18 protein-coding genes are annotated in these 23216 nt (G+C 73.0%); 9 read left to right on the plus strand and 9 right to left on the minus strand.

The window, feature by feature from the left end:
• Positions 1-6 precede the first annotated feature (6 nt).
• From ACN263_RS28340 to ACN263_RS28360, 5 genes are read left to right on the plus strand one after another with little or no spacing between them, the layout of a single operon-like run.
• Positions 7-3366: an ATP-binding protein gene (locus tag ACN263_RS28340; RefSeq protein ID WP_422737285.1), complete on the plus strand. Its 3360-nt coding sequence runs from the start codon at positions 7-9 to the stop codon at positions 3364-3366.
• Between the two features lies 1 nt (position 3367).
• Positions 3368-5320 carry an MFS transporter gene (locus ACN263_RS28345; RefSeq protein ID WP_422737286.1) on the plus strand — a complete coding sequence of 651 codons (1953 nt, stop codon included), beginning with the start codon at positions 3368-3370 and terminating at the stop codon, positions 5318-5320.
• Positions 5317-5874 (plus strand): hypothetical protein, encoded by a 558-nt coding sequence (locus ACN263_RS28350; RefSeq protein WP_422737287.1) that lies wholly within the window; start codon positions 5317-5319, stop codon positions 5872-5874. The genes ACN263_RS28345 and ACN263_RS28350 overlap by 4 nt, the downstream gene beginning before the upstream one ends.
• Complete coding sequence (locus tag ACN263_RS28355; RefSeq protein ID WP_422737288.1) at positions 5871-7046, plus strand: M23 family metallopeptidase; 1176 nt, start codon at positions 5871-5873, stop codon at positions 7044-7046. Before ACN263_RS28350 ends, ACN263_RS28355 begins: the two co-directional genes overlap by 4 nt.
• Positions 7047-7059: 13 nt before the next feature.
• On the plus strand, positions 7060-7659 hold the full coding sequence (locus ACN263_RS28360) for a hypothetical protein (protein ID WP_422737289.1): 600 nt from the start codon (positions 7060-7062) through the stop codon (positions 7657-7659).
• A gap of 3 nt (positions 7660-7662) precedes the next feature.
• On the opposite strand, the gene ACN263_RS28365 is transcribed toward ACN263_RS28360, so the two are convergent.
• A complete protein-coding gene (locus ACN263_RS28365) occupies positions 7663-8097 on the minus strand; it encodes a hypothetical protein (RefSeq protein ID WP_422737290.1) in 435 nt (144 codons plus the stop codon).
• A 314-nt stretch (positions 8098-8411) separates the two neighbouring features.
• Between ACN263_RS28365 and ACN263_RS28370 the strand changes: the two genes are divergently transcribed.
• Positions 8412-11078, plus strand: coding sequence for an FtsK/SpoIIIE domain-containing protein (locus tag ACN263_RS28370; protein ID WP_422740849.1), 2667 nt, complete (start codon positions 8412-8414; stop codon positions 11076-11078).
• Positions 11079-11085: 7 nt separating this feature from the next.
• Complete coding sequence (locus tag ACN263_RS28375) at positions 11086-11805, plus strand: hypothetical protein (protein WP_422737291.1); 720 nt, start codon at positions 11086-11088, stop codon at positions 11803-11805.
• Between the two features lie 36 nt (positions 11806-11841).
• Here ACN263_RS28375 and folE read toward each other — a convergent pair whose 3' ends face one another.
• The 4 genes from folE to ACN263_RS28395 all read right to left on the minus strand — a co-directional run bounded on the left by folE (position 11842) and on the right by ACN263_RS28395 (position 15840).
• Complete coding sequence (gene folE, locus ACN263_RS28380) at positions 11842-12507, minus strand: GTP cyclohydrolase I FolE (RefSeq protein ID WP_422740850.1); 666 nt, start codon at positions 12505-12507, stop codon at positions 11842-11844.
• A gap of 35 nt (positions 12508-12542) precedes the next feature.
• Positions 12543-14564: an ATP-dependent zinc metalloprotease FtsH gene (ftsH, locus tag ACN263_RS28385; protein ID WP_422737292.1), complete on the minus strand. Its 2022-nt coding sequence runs from the start codon at positions 14562-14564 to the stop codon at positions 12543-12545.
• A gap of 461 nt (positions 14565-15025) precedes the next feature.
• Positions 15026-15601: a hypoxanthine phosphoribosyltransferase gene (gene hpt / locus ACN263_RS28390; protein WP_421473568.1), complete on the minus strand. Its 576-nt coding sequence runs from the start codon at positions 15599-15601 to the stop codon at positions 15026-15028.
• A 101-nt stretch (positions 15602-15702) separates the two neighbouring features.
• Positions 15703-15840: a hypothetical protein gene (locus ACN263_RS28395; RefSeq protein WP_422737293.1), complete on the minus strand. Its 138-nt coding sequence runs from the start codon at positions 15838-15840 to the stop codon at positions 15703-15705.
• Positions 15841-15990: 150 nt separating this feature from the next.
• Between ACN263_RS28395 and ACN263_RS28400 the strand changes: the two genes are divergently transcribed.
• Positions 15991-16971, plus strand: coding sequence for a GlxA family transcriptional regulator (locus ACN263_RS28400; RefSeq protein ID WP_422737294.1), 981 nt, complete (start codon positions 15991-15993; stop codon positions 16969-16971).
• Here ACN263_RS28400 and tilS read toward each other — a convergent pair.
• The 3 genes from tilS to dacB form a co-directional block, all read right to left on the minus strand.
• Complete coding sequence (gene tilS, locus ACN263_RS28405; RefSeq protein WP_422737295.1) at positions 16958-17950, minus strand: tRNA lysidine(34) synthetase TilS; 993 nt, start codon at positions 17948-17950, stop codon at positions 16958-16960. The two genes, ACN263_RS28400 and tilS, sit on opposite strands and share 14 nt — an antisense overlap.
• 10 nt (positions 17951-17960) lie before the next feature.
• Entirely contained in the window at positions 17961-19031 is a 1071-nt protein-coding gene (locus ACN263_RS28410) for a zinc-dependent metalloprotease (RefSeq protein ID WP_422737296.1), read from the minus strand.
• A gap of 135 nt (positions 19032-19166) precedes the next feature.
• Positions 19167-20612, minus strand: a complete 1446-nt coding sequence (dacB, locus tag ACN263_RS28415; RefSeq protein ID WP_422740851.1) for a D-alanyl-D-alanine carboxypeptidase/D-alanyl-D-alanine endopeptidase — start codon at positions 20610-20612, stop codon at positions 19167-19169.
• Positions 20613-21175: 563 nt separating this feature from the next.
• On the opposite strand from dacB, the gene ACN263_RS28420 reads away from it, so the two are divergent.
• Positions 21176-21682, plus strand: a complete 507-nt coding sequence (locus ACN263_RS28420) for an inorganic diphosphatase (protein WP_355052506.1) — start codon at positions 21176-21178, stop codon at positions 21680-21682.
• Positions 21683-21713: 31 nt separating this feature from the next.
• Here ACN263_RS28420 and eccD read toward each other — a convergent pair whose 3' ends face one another.
• Positions 21714-23117, minus strand: a complete 1404-nt coding sequence (eccD, locus tag ACN263_RS28425; protein WP_422737297.1) for a type VII secretion integral membrane protein EccD — start codon at positions 23115-23117, stop codon at positions 21714-21716.
• Between the last annotated feature and the right edge of the window lie 99 nt (positions 23118-23216).

The raw sequence follows: 23216 nt of genomic DNA on the forward strand, positions 1-23216 counted from the left end.
GGTCGCATGAGTCGCTCTTCCACGCCGGGTTCCCCGGCCGGCCGCCCGGCCGTGCCGGCCAGTCACCGTGCGCAGTCGTTCGACTACCCCGAGGCCGAGGACGAGGTCGCGCTCGATCCCGCGCTGGTGACCTCGCCCGGCCACGGCGCGGTCGGCGTGTTCCAGGCGCCCCGGCCGGTCACCCGCCGGACGCCTCCCGCCGAGCCGAGCACGGTCTCGGCCGGGGAGAACGCCGACATCGACTCGCCCTTCCTGGACCTGTTCGGTGGCGCGCGGCCCGCCGGCCCCCGGGCCGTGACCGCCGCGCCCGCCAGCCGCCGTCAGCCGGCGCTCCCGCAGCAGCCGTCGACACCGGTCCGGCCGGCTCCCGAGTTGGAGCCACCGTGGACGCCGGACGACCCCGCCAACGGCGGCCACCGGGCGGACACCCATCCGACCGGTCCCACCCGGGTGCCCCACCAGGCGGGCGACCGACGGCCGACTCCACCGCCCACGACCGAGGTGGAGCAGGCCACCGCGTCCGCGCCGACGGTCACCGGCCCGGCATCCCGGGTGTCCAGCGCCGCTTCGGCCGGGCCGACCGCAGCGCCGGTCGAGCGTCCGAGCGCCCCGGCGGAGCAGCCGGCCGCGCCGGCGGCACGAGCCGGCGGCACCACCCCGGTCGACCGACCGGCTCTGGAACGCGGACCGCGCGGGTCGGAGCGGCCCAAGGGCGCCGGTACGGAGGTCGCCCCGCCCCGCCAGCGGGCCACGAACCGTCAGGACCGGCCGATCAAGCCGGTCCGGGTCCGCGCCCCGAAGATCAAGTTCGGCGACCGGGACCCGTCGGTCGAGCTGGCCATCACCGAGATCGCCGGCCACCTGACCTTCACGCCGAACACGGTGACCGCCTGGTACTGGCTGCCCGAGGTGCGCTGGGCCTTCCGGCCGGACGCCGAACGCGAGGCGCTGCTGTCGGCGATCTCCGAGCAGTACGCGGGCCTCGCCGGTTTCCGGCTGCACCTGCGCCGGACCACCCGGCCGTTCCCGGCCGACGAGTGGGCCCGCACCATCGACACCCACACCGCCGCGCCGCTGCCCGACGTCCCCGGCACTACCGGCTGGGCGGACCACCTGGTCGCCGCGCAACGGCACCTGATGGCGGTCAACCACGCCGAAGGGCAGACCTACCTGGGCGTCACCTTCGCCCGTCGTTCCCTCGGCGACTCCATGACCGAACGGCTGCTGCGCACTTTCGGCCGGGGCACCGCGGAGAACGAACGCCGCAAGCTCGGTCGCACGGTCGAGCAGTTCGACGAGGTGCTCGGGGCGTTCGGTATGCGCGGCCGACGGGTCACCGCGCAGGAGTTGGAGTGGCTGCTCTACCGCTCGGTCGCGCTGTGCATGGCGCCCCCGGGCCGGCTCTCACCGGTGACCGACGGGCACTGGGAACGCGGTGACCTGCTCGCCCTCACCGAACAGGTCGAGCGCTACCGCACCCCGTACGGCTCGACGGTCAAGCTGGTCAACCGGATGACCGGCGAGGAACGACACGTGGCCGTGCTCGCCGTCGGCCGGATGGAACCGCTGGAGATCCCGGAACGGCACGAGCCGTGGCTGCACTTCCACGAACGACTGCCATGGCCCATGGAGATCTCCACCCGGGTCGACATCCTCGGCTCCGGCGACTCGTTCCGTAACCTCGAACACCGGCTGCGCATGATCCGCTCCCAGCAGCTCGACTACGCCGAGCACGGCATCGACGCGCCCCCGGAGCTGGAACGCCTCGCCAAGCGGGCGCTGGTGATCGGCGACGAGATGACCACCGGGCTCCCTGTCGACTCGGCGCGCGCACACGGCTGGCACCGCATCGCGGTCGGCGGCCGGACCAGGGAGGAGTGCCTGGAGCGGGCCCGCCGGCTCATCCAGCTCTACTCGCGGGAGCTGCGCATCTCGCTGCAGCACCCGAAGAACCAGGACTGGCTCGCCCGCGAGTTCATCCCCGGCGAACCGATCGCCAACACCGGCTACGTCCGCCGGATGCCCGTCCCGCTGCTCGCCGCCGCGCTCCCCCAGGCCGCCTCCACCGTCGGCGACCGCCGGGGCGACCTCATCGGTCGTACCGCCGGCACCTGCCGCCGACCGGTCTTCCTCGACCTGCACTTCCCCATGGAGGTACGGGAACGCTCCGGGCTCGCGGTGTTCGTGGCCGAGCCGGGCGGTGGCAAGTCGACCCTGCTCGGCGCGCTGGGCTACCTCGCCGCCCGACGGGGTGTGCAGGTGACGCTCCTCGACCCGTCCGGGCCGCTGGCCCGGCTCTGCGCCATGCCCGAACTGCGCCCGTACTCCCGGGTGTTGAACCTGACCGGGTCCGAGCACGGCACCCTGGCGCCCTACTCGCTGATCCCCACGCCCCTACGCAGCGAGTTCGCCAGCGGGGCGGCCGGCGACCGCGAGTTCGAGATCGCCGTCTCCAACGCGCGGGCCGAGCGCCGGATGCTGGTTCAGGACATCTGCATGATGCTCGTGCCGCCACAGGTGGCCCGGGAGGCGTCGACCGCCACCCTGTTCCGGCACGCCGTCCGGCAGGTACCCGCCGAGGAGACGTCCACCCTGGACGACGTGGTGAGCTGCCTCGGGCGGCTCGACGACGACGCCGGCAAGGAGCTGGCGAACCTCCTCCTGGACACCGCCGAGATGCCGCTCGCCATGCTGTTCTTCGGCCGGCCGCCCGAGGGGCTGCTCGGTGCCGACGCGGCGCTCACCGTGATCACCATGGCCGGGCTCCGGCTGCCCGACCTCAAGATCGAACGTGAGTACTGGTCGGCAGAGGAGGCCCTCGCCCTGCCGATGCTGCACACCGCGCACCGGCTCGCCGTCCGTCGCTGCTACGGCGGGTCGATGTCGTCCCGCAAACTCGTCGGCCTCGACGAGGCGCACTTCATGGAGGGCTGGCGGTCCGGGCGTTCGTTCCTGGTCCGGCTCGCCCGCGACTCCCGCAAGTGGAACCTCGCCGCGCTCGTCGCCTCGCAGAACCCCCGCGACATCCTCGGCCTCGACGTGCAGAACCTGGTCTCCACCGTCTTCGTCGGCCGGATCGCCGAAGACGCCGAGATCGCCTCCGAGGCGCTGCGTCTGCTGCGGGTACCGGTCAATGACGGGTACGAGGCCACCCTGGCCTCGCTCTCCGCCGCCGACAGCAACTCGGCCTCCCGCCTCGGCTTCCGGGAGTTCGTGATGCGCGACGTCGACGGCCGGGTGCAGAAGGTCCGGGTCGACGTCTCGTACGTCGACGGCCTGCTGGACCACCTCGACACGACGCCCGCCGCGATCGCAGCGGCGGCCGGAGTCCTACCGAGCATCTCCCTGCCCGATCTGGAGGCGTGACATGGCTGGGGCCCGGGTTCGGATCGCGTCGTTCCTGCTCGTGCTCGGCGTCCTGGCGATGGCCACCCTCAGTTGGCCGCTGCTCGGCGCGGAAGCGGCCGCAGCCGCCCCACCCGTCACCCAGGCCCGGGCCGATCTCTGCACCACCGCCGAATGGCAGGCCGACTTCCGGGCCTGCGTAGGGAAGCTCCAGGAGGTCAGTGAGGACGAGGTCAAGTGCCGCAACGCGCCGACCCCGGGCACCCCCGACTCCGGCCTCGCCGGCTGGTTCGCCGCGGCACCACCGGCTGAGGCGGCGAACGGCATAGCCGGTCGGTACAGCCTCTATGGATACGCGGGCTACAGCTACAACACTTACGACATCGACGGCGGCTGCGCATCGAGCGTGCTGCACCCGGACTACAAGTTCACCACGACGATCGCCAACGGCGAGTTCATGGCTGCCACCGCGATCATCGGTGCATCGAACGCTCTCAGGGAACGTGCCTGGGACCCGGGCTCGATGTGGGGTTGGGCGGACCCGCTGGTAGAGAAGGCGACGAAGGCCGTCTACGAGAAGGTGTTCAGCGTCTTCGGGATCGTCACGCTGTGCGTGGTGGGGCTCTACCTGCTCTGGCGTTCCCGTCAGTCGGACATGAGCAACGCGATGACCACCGCGGGCTGGGCCCTCCTCGTGATGGTCGCGGTCACGGCGCTGGCCGCCTGGCCGGTCAAGTCGGCGAACATTGCCGACGGCGCGCTCGTCACCAGCCTCGGAGTGGTTCACGACGCGGTAGGCCCCCAGGCGAAGGAACCAGACCCCGGGCGATGCATTGATCCCGACCGCTGCAAGGACCTGCGCACTCCGGCCGTCCGTGCGAGCGACACCGCTACTGAGACCATGCTCTATCGAAACTGGGTCCGGGGCGTCCTCGGATCGGCCGACAGCGAGACGGCCCGCAAGTACGGGCCGGCGCTGTACGACGCGCGATCTCTCACATGGGGCGAAGCCCAGTCAATGCGCGCCAACCCGGCCACCCGGGAGGCGACGATCAAGGCGAAGCAGCAGCAGTGGGCGCGGGTGGCACAGCAGATCCAGACCGAGGACCCGGAGGCGTACGAGTACCTCCAGGGTGTCCGGGACATGGACCGGGTCGGGGCGGGGTTCATCGCGGTGCTGGCCTCGGTGCTGTTCGCCATGTTCGACCTGACGGCGTCGCTGCTGGTCCTGCTGGGCTTCCTCATCTTCAGGTGGGCGGTGATCGCGGCGCCCATCCTGGGCACCGTCGGGCTGCTCCGACCGGCGAGCGCCGGACTGCGACGGCTGGCGAACGCCGTCGTCGCCGCGATCTTCAACATCGCCATCTTCGGCACCGGGGCCGCCATCTACCTGTTCGCGGTCGACCTGATCATGAGTACCCCCACCCTCCCCGGATGGCTCCAGGTGGTGCTGGTGTGGCTGTGCGGCGTGGTCGGTTGGCTACTGCTACGGCCGTACCGGCGGATCACCCAGCTCGGCGGTAAGGACAGCAGCGAGGCCGTCAGCTCGGCCGGCTCCTGGCACCGCCGGTTCTTCCGGGACATGCGCGTAGCGGCGCGACTCGACATCGTGGAGCCCGGCGGCACGGTGGAACCGGTGGGCGGGCGTCGCCGGTCACCGGACGCCGAACAGACCCGGCTGCGTCCGGAGGCGCGCCGGGAAGACCCGGCCCCGACGCCGACGCCCAACCCGGCGGGCAGCCGACGCGCCGACGACGCCCGGCCGGATGGTCAGGAACGCGCCGACGAGGCGCCGACCACAGACACCGGTGGCCGGGATCGTCCCGTGCCGCCGCAGCCCCGTCGCCGCCAGCCGGCGACCTGGACCGAACCGGATGTCCCGGCGGAGAACCCGTCGTTCGTGGTCTACCGGCCGGGCTCCACCGAGCGTGCGCCGGACCGCACCGGACCGCGGGTGCGTTCCGAGGCTCGGTGACAGCGATGCGACGGGCATTGGAGTTCCTTTTCAGCCGGGCGCTACGGTCCCGGCTGGGGGTGGCCGCGGTGATCGCGGTCCTCATCCTCGGGGTGATCGGAGCGGCCCGCCTGGCGGCCGGTGGGACCGCCCCGGCGGACGGGTTGAGCAACCGGCCGAACCGGCCGATCACCACCGTCGACCCGACGGCCGGTGACGACGGCGTCGTCGCCACCGAAGCCCCACCGTCGCCGGTCACTCCGCGCGGAGCCCGCACACCGGAGCAGGTCGCGGACCGGTTCGCCTCGGCCTGGCTCGGCGGGCCCGGCATGACGGCCGAACAGTGGCAGGCCGGTCTGCGGCCGATGTCGACACCGGCGCTGACCGAGAAGTTGGCCGGCGCCGAGCCGGGCGGGGTGCCGGCGGAGAAACTGACTGGGCCGCCGACGGTGCGGTCGCGCACCGAGACCTTCGTCGAGGTGCTGCTACCGCTCGACACCGGTCGTCTCCGGTTGGAGCTGGTGATGGCGGACAAGAGTTGGCTGGTCGACGTGGTCGATTGGGAGCGACAGTGACCGCCGGCCGAACCGGCCGCGCCCTGCGTCGGCCGATCCGCGCCGGTGTGATCGCTTCGGTGGTCACCGGGATTTTGCTCCTGCTCTGCTGCACCGGAGGGACCGCGGCGTTCTTCCTCAGCGGTCTCGGGGGCGACGCGGAGAACGGGGACACCCTGGCCGGCTGGGGCTGCGGGCCGGTACGTCCCGTCGACATCACCGGCGAACTGCCCCGGTTCAGCGAGTACGGCGACGCGCAGGTACGCAACGCGGCGATCATCATCAAGGTCGGTCAGGACATGGGTGTCCCCTCGCGTGGTTGGGTGATCGCCCTCGCCACGGCGATGCAGGAGTCCGCCCTGCGCAACCTGGCCAACAGTGGTGTACCCGAGTCGCTGTCCCTGCCACACGAGGGCGTCGGCGCCGACCACGACTCGTTGGGCCTCTTCCAGCAGCGTCCGGGGTGGGGCTCGATCGCCGAGCGGATGACACCCGCGTACACCGCCCGGAAGTTCTACGAGAAGCTCGTGAAGGTTCGCAGCTGGCAGCACCGACCGCTGACCGTCGTGGCGCAGCAGGTCCAGGTCAGCGCCTATCCGGACGCGTATGCCAAGCACGAGGAGTTGGCCAGCACGATCGTGGACGCCCTCGCTGGTGGTGCGGCCCGCACCGTTCAGATCAATGGCAAGGCGGTGTGCGACGCGGCCGAGCGCGGCCAGATCGCCGCCTCCGGCTGGACGGCGCCGATTTCCGGCGACGTCGGCTCCGGCTTCCGGACCGCCGATCGGCCCAGCCACAACGGTGTCGACATCGGGGCGGCGAAGGGCACCGAGATCCGCGCTGCGGCCGCTGGCCGAGTGCTTGTTGCCCGCTGCGACCCGGACCACAAGGGACGCCGGAGCTGCGACGTGGACGGCTATCCGGGCAAGGGCGGCTGCGGCTGGTTCGTCGACATCCTGCACGCCGGTGGATACATCACCCGCTACTGCCACATGGTGGTTCAGCCCCGGGTCTCGCCGGACCAGATCGTCCCGGCCGGCGAGGTGATCGGGCAGGTCGGCAGCAGCGGCAATTCCTCGGGACCGCACCTGCACTTCGAGGTGCACCTGCGCGGCGACCGGTCCAGCCGGGGCGCGACCAACCCGATCCCCTTCATGCGCGAGCGGGGTGCTCCGCTGCGCGCCGCGGAGTGAGGCCCTCACTGGCATGACCGGACCGCTGCCGGACCCGTTCGCCGACCAGCCCGACTGGGCGCCCCGACCACCCCGCCCCCTGACCATCGTGCCCGCCACCGGGCGCGTCGAACTGCGCGGGCAGCGGGTGCTCGTGGGTCTGCCTGGGCTCGGCTGGCGGGGAGACCTACGCGCGGACGACCGGGTGGTGCAGGGTGCCCGAACCTACGTGCCGGTCATCCCCGAGCACGAGTGGTACCGGGCCGAGGCCGACCAGGTCGAGGTGTTCGCGCCGCTGGTGCCGGTGGAGCGGGTGTGGGTGGAGACGGTTGGTGATCGGCCCACGACGAAGGGCGCACGCGACACCGGCATCCGGTTGGTCTCGCTGGACGGCCCCTCCCACCGCACCCCCACCCCGGTGTTCGAAGCGGACGCGGTCACCGGACGCCGGGTGGTGCACGTCGAGGACGGACGCGAGCATCGGGACCTACGGGCGGTGACCGAGACCTACTCGGGGGCCGAGGGCGACATCTGCGTGCGGATCACGCCCGAGGTGGAGTGGTACCGCTGGGCTTGGCGCGGTCAGTCACCCACCACGCTGGAGGTACCCGTCCATCTGCTGTGGATCGAGTGACATCTAGCGGACCTTCGTGCCGGTGCACACACGCCAACCACCCCTGTCCTGGACATCGAATTGCCAGGCGTCGGCCAGACTCTGTTGGATTCCATCGACCGATGCGCTACGGCGGATTACAGCGACGACCGAGGCAGTACTCGAATTGATCTTGGTTACGCTAACGCCCTCAATATTGATTGAGAACGAAACGCCTAGTTCTTGTTCACGACGGACTGCTTGCGCGTTGAACTCGTCCAGCGCCGGGACCGACCCATCGCAGGTAAAGAGCTTGGCCCTGTTGGGATCGCGAGACACAAGCGCTGCCTGCAGATAGTTGACGACGACCACGTCGGGGGCGCTGCGGTCCGGGGCGGCGGCGCGGTTGTACAGCACCAAGCCCGTCGCCACCCCGCCGACCAGCAGCAGGGCGAGCACGCCCCCGACAACGATGAGCACGGTGCGCAGGCGACGGCGTCGTGGCTGTGGAGCCGGCGTTGGCGGGGCCGGCGGCAGCTGTTCGGACGGAGTCCGTTGGGCCGGTACGCGGGAGACCTGGGAACCGGCGGGGGGCTGCACTGATTCCACCTCCTGACGTTAACGGCTGGACGGCTCGGAGCCAATGCCTCAGATCCAGCGGATCGTGACGGACCCCTCCCCACCGGTGACATCCGCGACAACACCGGCGCACCGCCGCGGTACCTCCCGGAGGTGGGGCTGTGGCTGGGATACCGTCACTGTTCGGGGAGGGGTTGCCGACCTCGGGTGAGGGGGTGGACACGGTGGCCGGTCCGAAGCGCACCAACCGCGCCGCCGCGCTGCACCGCCGGGCTGCCGCTGTCGTCACCGCTGCCGCCGGGATCCTCGACGAGGTGCGACCAGCCCCTGCTGATCAACGCCGGCAGTACGAGTTGGCCGAGCGACTTCGGGTTGTTGCCGCGCGGCTGGCCCCGGGCTGGTCGGGGGCCGCCCTGGATGCACTCGGCGTGGAGTCTCCGGCGGGTGACGGTCCACCACCCTTCGTACGGGTCGGCACGGCGGCACCGTTGGACGACGCCCGCTTCCCCGCTCTGGTACCGCTGGTCGGTACCGGGCATCTGAGCGTGGACGCCGACGGGCGGGAGCCTCGGGTGGCGGGCCTGTTGCGGGCCGTGGTGCTACGGCTGCTGGGGGCGGCGCCCGCGGGCGCGCTGCTGGTCCGCGCGGTGGATGCCACGGGTGCCGTGCTGACGCCGTTCGGCGCGCTGGCCGATGCCGGGCTGCTGCCTCCGCCGGCGGTGGACGTGGCGGGTCTGCGCGCGGTGCTGACGGAGGCGGAGCAGTGGGTGACTCCGGGAGCGAGCGGACGCCGTCGTCACGACCGGACGCTGCTGCTGGTGGTCGCCGCGCTGCCGGAGTTGACGGGTCCGACCGACCTGACGCGGATCGAGGCGCTGGCCGAGCAGGGGCCGGCGGCGGGGCTGCACCTGGTGGTGGCCGGGTGGCCGCCGCCCGGCCCGTACGCGCCCCGCGCCCCGCTGCCGAGGGCCACCTCGCTGGTGTTGCGCAACGCGTACGCGCTGCTCGGCGATCCACCGGGGGCATCGTTCGCGAGCCCCGGGGCCACGGCGCCGGGTGGGATGAACTCCCCGGTCTTCGTGGAGACGGATCCACCGGCGGACCTCGTCGACGGGGTCTGTCGGCGACTCGCGGCCCAGGTGGAGGCGGGCTCCCGGTTGGCGTTGGCGGATCTGCTGCCGGGGACCGGTGACGGTCGGTGGACCGGGGATTCCTCGGACAGCCTCACCACGATGGTGGGTGACGCGGGGGGGCGGCCGGTGCCGTTGGGTTTCACCGAGCTGACGCCGCACTGGCTGGTGAGCGGCCGGTCCGGCGCGGGCCGTGCCGCGTTCCTGACCACCGCCCTGTTGGGACTGGTCGCCCGGTACGGGCCGGACGACCTGGCGCTCTACCTGGCGGACCTGGGCGACGGCGAGTCGTTCGTGGAGTTTCTGCAGACCGAGCGGGACCGTTCCTGGGTACCGCAGGTGCGGGCGGCTGCCATGGCGGCCGACCGGGAGTACGTCCGGGACCTGTTCGACCAGTTGACGGCCGAGGTGCAGCGCCGCGCGGAGGCGGCGGAGCGGGCCGGTGGGCAGCGCTTCGCGGAGCTGCGCCAGCATCGTCCGCTGCCGCGCATCGTCTGTGTGGTGGACAATGTGCCGCTGCTCTTCGCCGAGCGGGATCGGCTGGCCGTCGAGTTGGCCGCGCAGGTGGACGGGTTGGCCCGCGCCGGTCGGGCGTACGGCGTGCACCTGGTGCTGGCCGGTGCGGGCGAGTTGGGGTTGGGCGCCCCCACCGATACAAGACCCCGGGATTCGGTGCTCGGGCAGTTCCCGGTGCGGGTGGCGTTGCCGGGTGGTGGCCCGGTCTTGGAACCGACGAACGATTCGGCGGCCGGCCTGCCGGTGGGCAGCGCGGTGGTGAACACCGCCGGCGGTTTGGGCGGTCCACGGGGTGCGATCCGTGGTCACGAGCGCTTGATCCGCCACCCCGATCCGCTCGACGATCCGGAGGTGGTCGAGCGGCTGCGACACGAGCTGTGGGCGGCCCGACCGGCCGACGCGCTCCCGCCGGTGGTGTTCGCCGGGTACGCCCGTCCGCTGCTGGGCAACGATCCGCGGCACCGGGCGGCCCTGGCGGGGCAGGCTCGTGGCCCGGCGGCTCTGCTCGGCCGTGCGGTGGACGTGGCCCGTACGACGGTCGCTGTCCCGATGGGGCCCGCGCCCGGACGCAACCTCGCGGTGCTGGGGTCGGGTGCGGCGGCGGCTGGTCTGCTGGCGACGGCGGCCCGGAGCACCGCGGCCCACCACGTCCCGGGCACCGCCCGTTTCCTGGTGGCCGCGCCCGACCTGGGGGCTAGCCCGCTCGCGGAGGCGTTGGCGGCCGAGCTGGCCGCCCGTCATCCGGCCCGGCTGGTGGACCTGCCGACGCTGTTGGCGGATGCCGACGACGAGTTGCCGACGTACCTGGTGGTCTTCGGGTTGGATCGGCCCGGGCCCCGGGATCTGCCGGCGGATCGGCTGCGGGCGTTGCTGCGGGACGGGCCACCGGCGGGCCGGCACCTGCTGGGGTGGTGGCGGGCGGTGCCGCCCTTCGCCGCGCTGCTGGAGCCGGACGGCGAGGTCGACAAGCTGGCCGCCGTGGTGGCGCTGGACGTGCCGGCCACGCAGCTCACCGCCGTGTTCGGCCGGCCGGTCCAGTGGCGGGCGCACCCGGACCGGGCGGCGCTGTGGGACGGTCCCGACGAGCGGGGCACGGTCCTGGTGCCCTTCGCGGACGAGACAAGACACGCGGACGACACAGGGCACGCGGACGACACAGGGCACGCGGACGACACAGGGCACGCGGACGACACAGGGCACGCGGGCGAGACGGGGCGCGCGGGCGATGCGGGGTGAGCCGGCGATGCGTACCGAAGGTGTCGAGGTGACGGCGGCGGTGACCGGGCCGGGCCCGCAGCGGACCGCCGGTCCGGACGCCGACGCGGCGCCTGTCGACGCGTGGGCCGAGTACCTGGCGGCGGCCCGTCAGCTCGATGCGGTCCGTCGCAGCGCGGCGACCGCCGCCGGCGAACAGGCCCGCTCGGCGGAAGCCGCCCGGGAGGAACTGACGCTGGTACGCGCCCGCTTGGCGAACCAGCAGGAGCGGTTGCGGGAGCGGGGCGTACCGGCGATTTCGCTGGTGCCGTCGCCGCCGGAGCTGACGGAGGCCACCCGGTCGATGGCCGGCGGCCCGGCCGCCGTGCTGGCGGCGCTGCGGACCGCGCGGGGTCGGGCCGAGGCGGCGGACGCGGCGCTGGCCGCGCGCCGCGGCCTCCGACCGACCTCCTGGTCCGCGCGGGCCCGCAACCTCCTGGTGTACGGGCCGCTGGCACTGCTGGTACCGCTGATCCAGGTCATCGTGTACCTGACGACCGGGTCGGGTCCGGCAAGCGTGACGGCCCTGGTCGGCGGGCTGCCGATGCCGGCGGCCGCCTTCGTGGTCGGCTGGGTGGGTGTCGGCCGTGTGTTCCGGTCCGGCCCCGACGATCAGGTGGACCGCACGGTGCGCTTCGGGGTGCTGATCTGCCTGGTGCCGGCGGTGCTGGTCACGGCCGGCCTGCTGCTGGCACTGCTGGCCGGCTGACCCGCCGAGGCGGGCACAGCCAGGCCGAGAGGCGGATCAGCGGGGCAGGATCAGGGCCATCGCCTCGGCCCGCGACTTCGAGTCCGTCTGCAGGATGCCGCGCACCGCCGAGGTGATGGTCTTGGCGCCGGACTTCTGGATGCCGCGCATCGCCATGCACATGTGCTCGCATTCGAGCACGACCACGACGCCGCGCGGAGCCAGCTTGCTCATCAGCAGGTCGGCGACCTGCGAGGTGAGCCGCTCCTGCACCTGGGGACGGCGGGCGAACACCTCGACGAGGCGGGCCAGCTTGGACAGGCCGGTGATCCGCCCGTCCGGGCCGGGGATGTAGCCGATGTGCGCGCTGCCCCGGAAGGGGAGCAGGTGGTGCTCGCAGAGGCTCATCACGTCGATGTCCCGGACGATCACCAGCTCTTCGTGGTTGGCCTCGAAGGTGGTGCTGAGGACCTGCCCCGGGTCGACGCGCAGACCGGCGAAGAGTTCGGCGTACGCGCGGGCGACCCGTGCCGGGGTCTGCTGGAGGCCGTCCCGGTCCGGGTCCTCGCCGACCGCGATCAGGATCTCGCGGACGGCTCGTTCGATGCGGCCGAGGTCGACCGCGTCCTCGACGGGACGGCCGGTCAGCTTGCCGCTGATCAGCCGGGCGGCGACGTAGTCGAGCTCGTCGTCGCCGTCGGGTTCGGTCGCGGAAACGGCCAGCTCCCGGTGGGGGGAGCTGGCCGTCGGGTCGTTGCTCAGTGCGTACCGTCCGAGTTGTTGCTGGACGGCGACCCGCCACCGACGGACGCCTGCGCGCCGTCGGCCTGGGCCTGCGCCTTGAGCGCGTCCTTCTCCGCGGGGGTGAGCACGGGCGGCTCGGTGGACGGCTGGCGCTTGCCGAAGCCGTTGTACGGGGCAAGCGGCGGGCGCTTGACCACCCGGGAGCAGATCCGCGCCATGTCGGCCGTGGAGAGGGTCTCCTTCTCCATCAGCTCGAGCACGATGTTGTCCAGAACGTCCCGGTACTCGACCAGGATCTCCCAGGCCTCGTCGTGCGCCAGCTCGATCAGGGCCCGCATCTCGCCGTCGATCTCGGCGGCCACCGAGTCCGAGTAGTCCCGCTCGTGGCCCATGTTGCGGCCGAGGAACGGCTCGTCCCCGCTGGTGCCGTACTTGATCGCGCCGAGCTTGGAGCTCATGCCGTACTGGGTGATCATCGCGCGGGCCAGCTGGGTGGCCTTCTCGATGTCGTTGCCGGCGCCGGTGGTCGGCTCGTGGAAGACGAGTTCCTCGGCGGCCCGGCCGCCCAGCGCGTACGCCAGGGTGTCGATCATTTCGGCGCGGGTCTGGGTGTACTTGTCCTCGGTGGGGAGCACCAGGGTGTGGCCCAGCGAGCGACCACGGGACAGGATCGTCACCTTGTGCACCGGCGCGGCGTGCGGCAGCGCCCAGGCGACCAGCGCGTGCCCACCCTCGTGGTACGCGGTGATCTTCTTTTCCTGGTCGCTCATCACCCGGGTCCGGCGCTGCGGACCGGCGATCACCCGGTCGATCGACTCTTCCAGCGAGTCGTTGGTGATCGCCCGCTGGTCCTTGCGGGCGGTGAGCAGGGCCGACTCGTTGATCACGTTGGCCAGGTCGGCGCCGCTGAAGCCGGGGGTACGCCGGGCCACCGAGTCGAGGTCGACGTCGGGGGTGAACGGCTTGCCCTTGGCGTGCACCCGCAGGATGGCCTTGCGGCCCTCCATGTCGGGGGCGTCCACCGGGATCTGGCGGTCGAACCGGCCCGGGCGCAGCAGCGCCGGGTCGAGGATGTCCGGCCGGTTGGTGGCGGCGATCAGGATCACGCCGCCCTTGGTGTCGAAGCCGTCCATCTCGACGAGCAGCTGGTTGAGCGTCTGCTCGCGCTCGTCGTGGCCGCCGCCCATGCCGGCGCCGCGGTGCCGACCGACGGCGTCGATCTCGTCGACGAAGACGATCGCGGGGGCGTTCGCCTTGGCCTGCTCGAACAGGTCGCGGACCCGACTCGCGCCGACACCCACGAACATCTCCACGAAGTCGGAGCCGGAGATGGAGTAGAAGGGCACCCCGGCCTCGCCGGCGACCGCGCGGGCCAGCAGCGTCTTACCGGTTCCGGGCGGGCCGAACAGCAGCACGCCCTTCGGGATCTTGGCACCGAGCGCCTGGTACTTCGCGGGGTTCTGCAGGAAGTCCTTGATCTCGTGCAGCTCCTCGACGGCCTCCTCGGCACCCGCGACGTCCGCGAAGGTCGTCTTCGGGGTGTCTTTGGTGATCATCTTCGCCTTGGACTTGCCGAAGTTGAGCACCCGGGAGCCGCCGCCCTGCATCTGCGACATGAAGAACAGCAGCAGGAGCACGAGCAGCGCGATCGGCAGCAGGTTGACCAGCAGGCTCACCCAGATGCTGTCCGAGGAGACCTTGGCGTCGGCCGGGCCGGTGACCCGGTTGGCCGCCTTGGCTGCCAGCACCTCGTTCCAGATCTCGTCGCCCACCTGGTACGGGAACTGGGCCTCGATCCGGTCGGTGGTGGTCTCACCGAACTTGGTCTTGTTCTTCAGGTCGAGCTGGAGCGTCTGCTCCTTGTCCTGGAAGATGACCTTGTTGATCTGTGCGGTGTGGAGCTGGTCGAGCGCAACGGAAGTGTCCACGCGGTGGTAGCTGGGACCAGCGGTGAACAGCTGACTGAGCACAACGGCGCCGAGGATGACCAGGATGATCCAGACCACCGGTCGGCGGAAGAAACGCGTACGTTCCATACTGTTGTCGAGCGCCGGAGCGCCCGCATCCTCCTGATCGACGTCCTGACCGTCTGATGGTGTCGCCGCGGTGAGCGGCGGCCGCAGCCGCCGTGCGGGCCGGCTTCGACCCCGAGGCGCCGAAACTGCCGCGCCGCGGTCATTCGACGGTACACCGTGTACGCGAGGAGTGAGCTTGCGAGCCCCGCAGTCGTACACAATGACTGCGGTGTACGCGAGGAGCGCTTGCGAGCCCCGCAGTCGTGCACCGTCGAATCGGTCCGGGAAGGTGCCGGCGTGACGGGGAGTCCGGCCCGGCCACCCGAACGCCCGGTCACGCGGTCGAGGGGTCGGGCGCGGAGTTGCCTCCACGCCACCGGGGTCCACCGTAACCGCAACAGCTGAGAGCCCGCTGAACGTCGGCTTGACGAACGCCGATACGAGTCGCCCTCACGACGGTCCGCGGCGGGCCGGCGGGCGGTTCAGGAGCGGGCGTAGACCTCGGGCTTGAGCACCCCGACGTAGGGCAGTTCCCGGTAGCGCTCGCCGAAGTCGAGGCCGTAGCCGACCACGAACTCGGTGGGGATGTCGAAGCCGACGTACTTCACCGGCACCGGCACCTTGACCGCCTCCGGCTTGCGGAAGAGCGCGACCACCTCGACGCTCGCCGCCGAGCGGGACTCCAGGTAGCGCAGCAGCCAGGAGAGCGTCAGCCCGGAGTCGACGATGTCCTCGACGACCACGACGTGCCGACCGGCGATGTCGCGGTCCAGGTCCTTGAGGATGCGGACCACCCCGGAGGAGGTGGTGCCCTGGCCGTACGAGGAGATGGCCATGAAGTCGAGTTCGGCCGGGGGGCCGTTGCGACCCAGAGCCCGGGCGAAGTCCGCCATGAACATCACCGCGCCCTTGAGCACGCAGACCAGCAGCAGTCCGTCGCCCACGTGGGCGTAGTCGGCGGAGACCTGCTTGGCCAGTTCCGCTGTCTTCTCGCGGATCTGCGCCTCGGAGATGATCACGTGGTCGATGTCGGCGTCGTACCAGGAGCCGTCAGCCATGACTCCTAGCCTGCCGTACGTCGGATGGCCTCCGTCGGCGGGGCCGCACCTTTCGGCACGGTCCCGCCCGGGATTTTTGCCGCAAAGGGGCATCAAAGGCATCAGCTGGTACGGGACCGCCAGCGGCGGCCGTCCTCGCTGGGCTTCCAGTCGGCCGAGTCGTGGCTGTCCGCGGTGAGGCCGGCCGCCGAGGCGGCGACGAGCAGGACGAGGAACAGGAGGAAGAACAGGAACTCCATGGCGGCGCTCGCTTTCGCATGATTGCTGTCGGTTTCGCCGCCGGTGCGCACCGGACTGAGACCAGTCTGCGCCGACTCGCGCCGCCCGGACAGTGGCAGTGATGCCACTGGGCATCGATTTACTGCCACCTCTCGGGTTACCCTCGTCACATGCTCCGATCGGTTGCCGTGCTCGCCCTGGACCAGGTCGCTCCCTTCGAGCTCGGGGTGCTCGCCGAGGTGTTCGGTACCGACCGGACGGCCGACGGCTTCCCCGCGTACCGCTTCGACGTGTGCAGCCCCGACGGCGCGGTCGTACGCACCTCGGCCGGCTTCCACCTCACCCCGAGCGCCGACCTGACCCCACTCGACGAGGCCGACCTGGTGGCCGTTCCCGCGCACGGTCAGGGCACCGTCGTGCCGGACTGTGTACTCGACGCGCTGCGCCGCGCCGACGCGCGCGGCGCCCACCTGATCAGCGTCTGCTCCGGAGCCTTCCTGCTCGGCGAGGCCGGGCTGCTCGACGACCGGGAGTGCACCACCCACTGGCGGTACACCGACGAGCTGCAACGCCGGCACCCCCGCGCCCGGGTGCGCTGCAACTCGCTGTACGTCCAGGACGGTCGGCTGCTCACCAGCGCCGGCACCGCAGCCGGCATCGACGCCTGCCTGCACCTGGTCCGCCAGGTGCACGGCTCGGCCACCGCGACCCGGCTCGCCCGGCGGATGGTGGTCCCCCCGCACCGCGACGGCGGCCAGTCGCAGTACGTCGAGGCACCGATCCCGAAGGCCCCGGAGGCACCCACCCTGGAACCGGTGCTGGAGTGGCTGATGGGGCACCTGGACCGGACGATCACGGTGGACGAGTTGGCCGCCCGCGCCGGCATGGCCCCCCGGACGTTCGCCCGGCGGTTCCGGGCCGAGACCGGCACCACCCCGCACGACTGGCTCACCAACCAGCGGGTCCTGCTCGCCCGGCGGCTGCTGGAGGAGACGCCGTTGAGCGTGGAGGCCGTCGCCGACCAGGCCGGTTTCGGCGACGCCGCCGCGCTGCGCCACCACTTCACCCGCCGGGTCGGCGCCACCCCGCACAGCTACCGGACCACCTTCCGGGACCGAACCGACGGCGTGGCAGCGCTCAGCGCGGGCTGAGGACCGCCAGCCGGTCGTCGCGACGGAGCACCCGGATGCCCCCGGGCAGGTCCGTCGGCCCCTGACCGTGCCAGTCGGTGACCAGGGCGTCCAGCGCGGCGACGTGCCGGTGCGACAGCGCGCCCCCGACCGCGCCCAACTCCCGGGCCCAGGCGTGCAGCACCCGGCCACGTACGGCGGCGGGCAGGCCGGCCAACTCCGCCACCGCGAGCCCACCGGCGGGATGCCGGGCCGCCGCCAGCGCCGCCGCCGCGATCTCGTCGAGAGCGGCGTTGTCCGCCGCCACCAGCCGGGCGGTACGCGCCAGGTTGTCCACCACACCCGGCCCGAGCGCCCGTACCAACGCCGGCAGCACGTCGGCCCGCACCCGCGAGCGGGCGTACGACGGGTCGGTGTTGTGCGGGTCCTGCCACGGGCTGAGCCCCAGGACGACGCAGGCGGCACGGGTCTGCTCCCGGCCGATCTCCAGCAGCGGGCGCAGCAGCGGCACCCCGGCCAACTCCCGCCGGACGGGCATCCCGGCCAGCCCGCGCGGGCCGGCGCCCCGGGCGAGCGCGAGCAGCACCGTCTCCGCCTGGTCGTCGCGGGTGTGGCCGGTGAGCACGGCGACCGCCCCGTGCTGCCGGGCGGCCTCGGTCAACGCCTCGTAGCGGGCCTCGCGGGCCGCCGCCTCCGGCCCGCCGGGACGTCCGGCCACCTCCACCCGCACCGTCGTGACCGGCGCGAACCCGGCCTTGCGGGCCCAGTCGGCCACCGCCTCGGCGCGGCCCGCCGAACCGTCCTGCAGGCCGTGGTCGACGGTCACCAGGCCGGCGGGCCGACCCAGCCGGGGCGCCACGAACACGGTCGCCGCCGCCAGGGCCAGCGAGTCGGCCCCGCCGGAACAGGCGACCAGCACCGGACCACCGGACGGCAGGTGCGTCAGCGCGCGCCGGACCGCCACCCGGATCGCGGCCACCGGTGGGGCGAGCGCGGCCACCGGCGGACGGTCAGCCGGCGGACGGGACGGTGCCGGCCGGCCCGTGCACGCGTGCCACCCAGGCGTCCGGGTCGCCCAACTCGGACAGCCGGGGCAGGGTGAGCGGCGAGCTGAAGATCTGGTTGAAGCCGTCCATGCCGACCCGCTCGACCACCCCGTGCACGAACTTGCGGCCCTCGGCGTACTGGCGCATCTTGACGTCCACGCCGAGCAGCCGGCGGATCGCCTTCTCCAGCGGGTTGCCCGCCTCGCGGCGGCGGTTGAACGAGGCCCGAATCCGCTCCACGCTCGGGATCACCTGCGGGCCGACGCCGTCCATCACGAACTCGGCGTGCCCCTCCAGCAAGGTCATCAGCGCGGTGAGCCGGTCCAGGACGGCCCGCTGCGCCGGGGTCTGCACGATGTCCAGCACGCTCGTCCGGCTGTCCGGGTCGCGGACCGCCTCGGACAGCGTCGCGACTCCGCGCCGCAGCCGCTCGACGAGATGTTCGCCGCCGCTGGACGACGCGTCGACGAACGCCTGCACCTCGCCGAGGAAGTAGGCCCGCATCCACGGCACGGCGGTGAACTGGGTGCGGTGGGTGACCTCGTGCAGGCAGACCCAGAGCCGGAAGTCCCGGGAGTCGGCCTCGAGCTTGCGCTCCACCTCGACGATGTTCGGCGCCACCAGCAGCAGTTGCCCGGGATCGGCGGAGAAGACCTCGTACTGGCCGAGCACCCGGCCGGACAGGTAGGCCAGCACCGTACCGGCCTGCACCCCGGTCAGCCGCGAACCGATAGCCTCGGTGAGCGCGCCGGGCTGCTTGTCGCCGGAGAGCCGGCTGACCAGTGGGGTGATCACCTCACGCAGTCCGGCGATGTTGGTGGCCGCCCAGTCCCGCCGGTCGACGACCCGCACCGGCGGGTGCGCCACCTGCGCCCGCAGGCCGGTGTAGTCGGCCACGTGTCCGGCCGCCTCGTCGGTGAGCCGACGCAGGTCGCCGACCACGTCGGTGGCCTCGGCGTACGACACCCGGGGGCCCGACTTGCTCAAGGCCCCCGCGGTGGCGGCGGCCAGATCCCAGTCCACGAACTGCGCCATGAACCCACCGTACCCGCGCCGGGACACCCCGGCCCGGGCTCGCGTCGGCGATCGACGCCGGTCGCGGCCGTGGGCGCCCACCCGAACGCCACCCCGACGCTGGTCAGCGGCGGTCGCACCCACCGGCGCGGACGGTCAGCGGCAGCCGCACCCGGCCAGCGCGGAGGCGATGCGGTCCAGTGCCGGTTGGGCGGTGTCCGTCCCGCCGGGCACCTTGTCGGTGAGCACCGCGAAGGTGAGCAGCCGGCCGTCCGCCGTGGTGACCAGGCCGGCGATGGCGTGGACGCCGGTCAGGGTGCCGGTCTTCGCGCGTACGGCCCCGGCGCCGGCGGCGGTCCCCGGCGCGCCCCGGTAACGCTCGCCCAGCGTTCCGGACCAGCCGCCCACCGGCAGCCCGCCGAAGACGCCGGCCAACTCCGGATGGTCCGGACTCGCGGCCAGCCGGATCAGATCGGTGAGCAGCGACGGGCTGATCCGGTTACGGCGCGACAGCCCACTGCCGTCCGAGAGGGTGATCTCCTCGGCGGGCAGGCCCAGCGCCGCCACCTCGGCGTCCATCGCGGCGGCGGCCCCGTCGAACGACGCCTTCTGGTTGCGCGCCAGCGCCACCTGACGGGCCAGCGCCTCGGCCAGCAGGTTGTCGCTCTCGCTGATCATGATGTCGACCAGCCGGATCAGCGGTGGCGACTGCACCACGCCCAGCTCGGTCCCCGCCGGCGGGGTGCCACCGGCGGCGGTCGCCAGGGCTGGTGCGGTACCCCGCTTGACCGCGCTGGTCGGCACGCCGAGCAGCCGGGCGAACGACCGGCCGGCGGCCAGGTCGGGCTCGGCGACCCGCTCGGCCCCGCCGGGCTCGGCGCCCGGGTCCTTGCGCGCGCCGTCGGTCATCAGCGCGGTCACCGCGCCGCCGTACCCGCCGGTCGGGATGTCGTCGTCCCAGCCGGGGCCGTACAGCGGGCCGGAGTAGACCGTGCCGTCGACGGTGACGCTGGTCGGGGCGGTGCCGCCGAGAGCGGTACGCACCTGCGCGGCCAGGTCGTCCAGGCGTGCCGCGTCGGGGTAGTAGCCCTTCTTGTTCACCGCGAGCGTGGGGTCACCGCCGCCGATGATCACCACCTCGCCCGGCTTGGTGCCGGCCACCGCCCGGGTCGGGATGCGGAATCCGGGGCCGCGGGCGGCCAGCACGGTCACCGCGGTCGCCAGTTTGGTCACCGAGGCGGGCACGGTCCCGTCGTCCGCCCCCTTGGCGTACAGCGTCTGGCCGGTGGTCACGTCGGCCACCGAGACGTTCACCCGGTCACCCAGGGCGGGTACGCCGACCAGCGGGTCGAGTGCGGCCCGCACCGCGTCGGCGGCGGGCAGCGGAGCGTTCGGGTCGGGGCCGTTCAACACGTCCGACGGGTCGGGTTCGGCGCTGGGACCGGCGGCGGTCGGGGCGGACGCGTCGTCCTCGCCCAGCCAGCCCGCGACCGGGCCGGGCCGGGTCACCACGACGCCCACACCGGCCAGCACCAGCAGCACCACGACGGCCAGCACGGTCACCAGTCGCCCGCGACGGCGCGGCGGGGGCGGTGGTGTCACCGGCGGCTCACCGTCGGCCGTCGAGGGCAGCGCGGAGATCGGCGGACCCAGCGGTGGTACGCCGTTGCGATCGTGGCCGGTCGGCCCGGCACCGGACGTCGGGCCGCCCCAGGTCGGGCCGCTCGGGGCGTTCGGGGCGGGGTGGACCGACGCGCGACCCGAGGGCTGTGCGCCGCCCCCGGAGCGGTCCGGGCCGAGGGCCGGGAAGCGACCGTTGTTCGGGGCCGCCGGGGCCGCGCCGGACGGATGCCACGGCAGCGGCGGTGGCCGCTCGGGGACGGACTCCTCCGGCGTCCGGGGAAGGTGTGCGTCGGGCACCGGGACCCGCCCGGTCGCCCCACCGGGGCCGGATCGTCCGTTACCGCGCGCGACGCCCCCGTCCGGGCGGTAGTGTGAATCTTCCCTCCCCACGACCCCCTCCTCCCCCAACGAAAATCGGCTTGGGTGACACTACTTCGGTCCGAAGACTATGCGGCGGCCGGAGTCGGCGGGTGGGCATTCACCTGTCCGGAGGGCCGCCAGTGGTTCCGTTAGCCAGCGTGGGCAGACGAGGGAGCGTGCAGATGGATTTCGACGTGACGGTTGAGATCCCGAAAGGTCACCGAAACAAGTACGAGGTGGACCACAAAACCGGCCGGATCCGGCTGGACCGCACCCTGTTCACGTCCACCCAGTACCCGGCCGACTACGGCTTCATCGAGGACACGCTCGGTGAGGACGGCGACCCGCTGGACGCGCTGGTGCTGGTCCCCGAGCCGACCTTCCCGGGCTGCCTGATCCGCTGCCGGACCATCGGCATGTTCCGGATGACCGACGAGAAGGGCGGCGACGACAAGGTCCTCTGCGTGCCCTACGAGGACCCCCGCCAGGAGCACCTGCGCGACATCCACCACCTGGGCGAGTTCGACCGCCTGGAGATCCAGCACTTCTTCGAGGTGTACAAGGACCTGGAGCCCGGCAAGTCGGTCGAGGGCGCGACCTGGGTCGGCCGCACCGAGGCCGAGGCCGAGATCCGCGCCTCCTACCAGCGGGCGCGCGACGCCGAGGCGCGCGGCGAGTCCACCCACTGACGTACGACCACCGACCGGGCCCGAGGGCTGCTCACCCGAGCAGCCCTCGGGCCCGGTCGTACAGGTCGAGCACCGCGCAGGCCACCGGCACCACGGCGACCACCAGGGCCGTGTCGGTCAGGTCCGCCACCCGTCCGAGGTACGGCGAGACCGGCCGCCGGGCGTAGCCGGTGCCCGCGGTCACGGTCAGCAGGCCCAGCGCCGCCCCGCCGAGGACCAGCGCCAGGCGACCGGCGTCGTCGGCCCGGGCGGCCAGCACCGCCCCCAGCACGGCGTAGCCGGCCAGCCCGGCGAGCACCGTCGGCACCCGGTGCCGGAGCGCCACGAAGAGCCGCGACCGCAGCAGCAGCACGGCCGAGACCACCGCCACCAGCACCAGGCCGGCCGTCCCCCCGGCGAGCCCGAGGACGACCGCGGCGCCGACCGCCAGCACGGCGTGCCCGAGCAGCATCCCGGTGAGCATCTCCTCGGTACGGGTGACCGCCGCCTGCACCCGACCGGAGTCCGGTAGGTCCCCGGGCCGTTCCGGGTCGGCGGCGGGCGGGGTGGCCGGTAGTGTGATCGGCGGGAGCGGCAGCTTGCCGAGCCGGATGGCCAGCAGCGGGATCGCCCCGATGGCGAAGACCAGCGCGCTCAGCAGCACCGCCGCCGTGCCGGCCGGGGTCAGCGGCAGCGCGGCGAGCGCCGCCCCGGCGCCGAGCAGGCCGACCGTGCCGCCGGCCACGAAGATCCGCTGTCGGCTCGCCACCCCGAGCAGCCCGACCAGGGCCACGAGCAGCAGCGCCACCGAGCCGACCAGCAGTTCGGGCGCGCCGATCCAGCGCACCGGCCCGAGCGGCCCGACCGGATCACCCGAGCCGACCGCGAGGGCGCCGGCCACGAAGGCGTACGGGAGGGCGTACCCGCCGAGCGTCGCCCCGGCAGCGCCGTCGCCGTTGGCCCGGCTGGCGACCGCGCCGGCGACGGTGAGCAGCAGTGCCACCACCGCCGCCGCGACCCAGCCACCGCTCGCCGTCGGACCGCTGGCGAGCAGGGCGAGCAGCCCGACGGCGAGTGGCACGGCGGCGCCGGCCAGACCGGCGACCCGGGTGGCGGCCGGTGACCAGGCCCCGCCACGGCGGCGGGCCCCGTCGGCGATCGCCTCCACGACGTCGTCGTACTCCAGTTCGGGCCAGTGGGCGCGGGCCGGCACCAGGTGCAGCACCTCGCCGTCGCGGACCCCCTGCGGCAGCAGCGCCTGCGCGGTCGCCAGCAACGCCCCGTCGGTGCGGCGGAGCACCCAGCCGCCGTGCCGTTCACCGTCGTCGGCCAGTCCCTCGCCGGCGTGCCGGAGCACGTCGGGCAGCAGCTCGGCCAGGGGAACCTGCTCCGGCAGGGCGACGTCCACCCGCCGTTGGGGCGCGCTGATGGTGACGCGGGCCAGTCCGGTCGTCATCGACTGGTCTCCATATCGAGCGGTGTCGGAGGCTGCGGGGACGACAGGACTTTACCTACCATGAGCCAGGCTCGGGTCACCCAGCGCAGTCAGGAGGCC

Source organism: Micromonospora sp. WMMD729, from assembly GCF_049315225.1.
Classification (GTDB): Bacteria; Actinomycetota; Actinomycetes; order Mycobacteriales; family Micromonosporaceae; genus Micromonospora.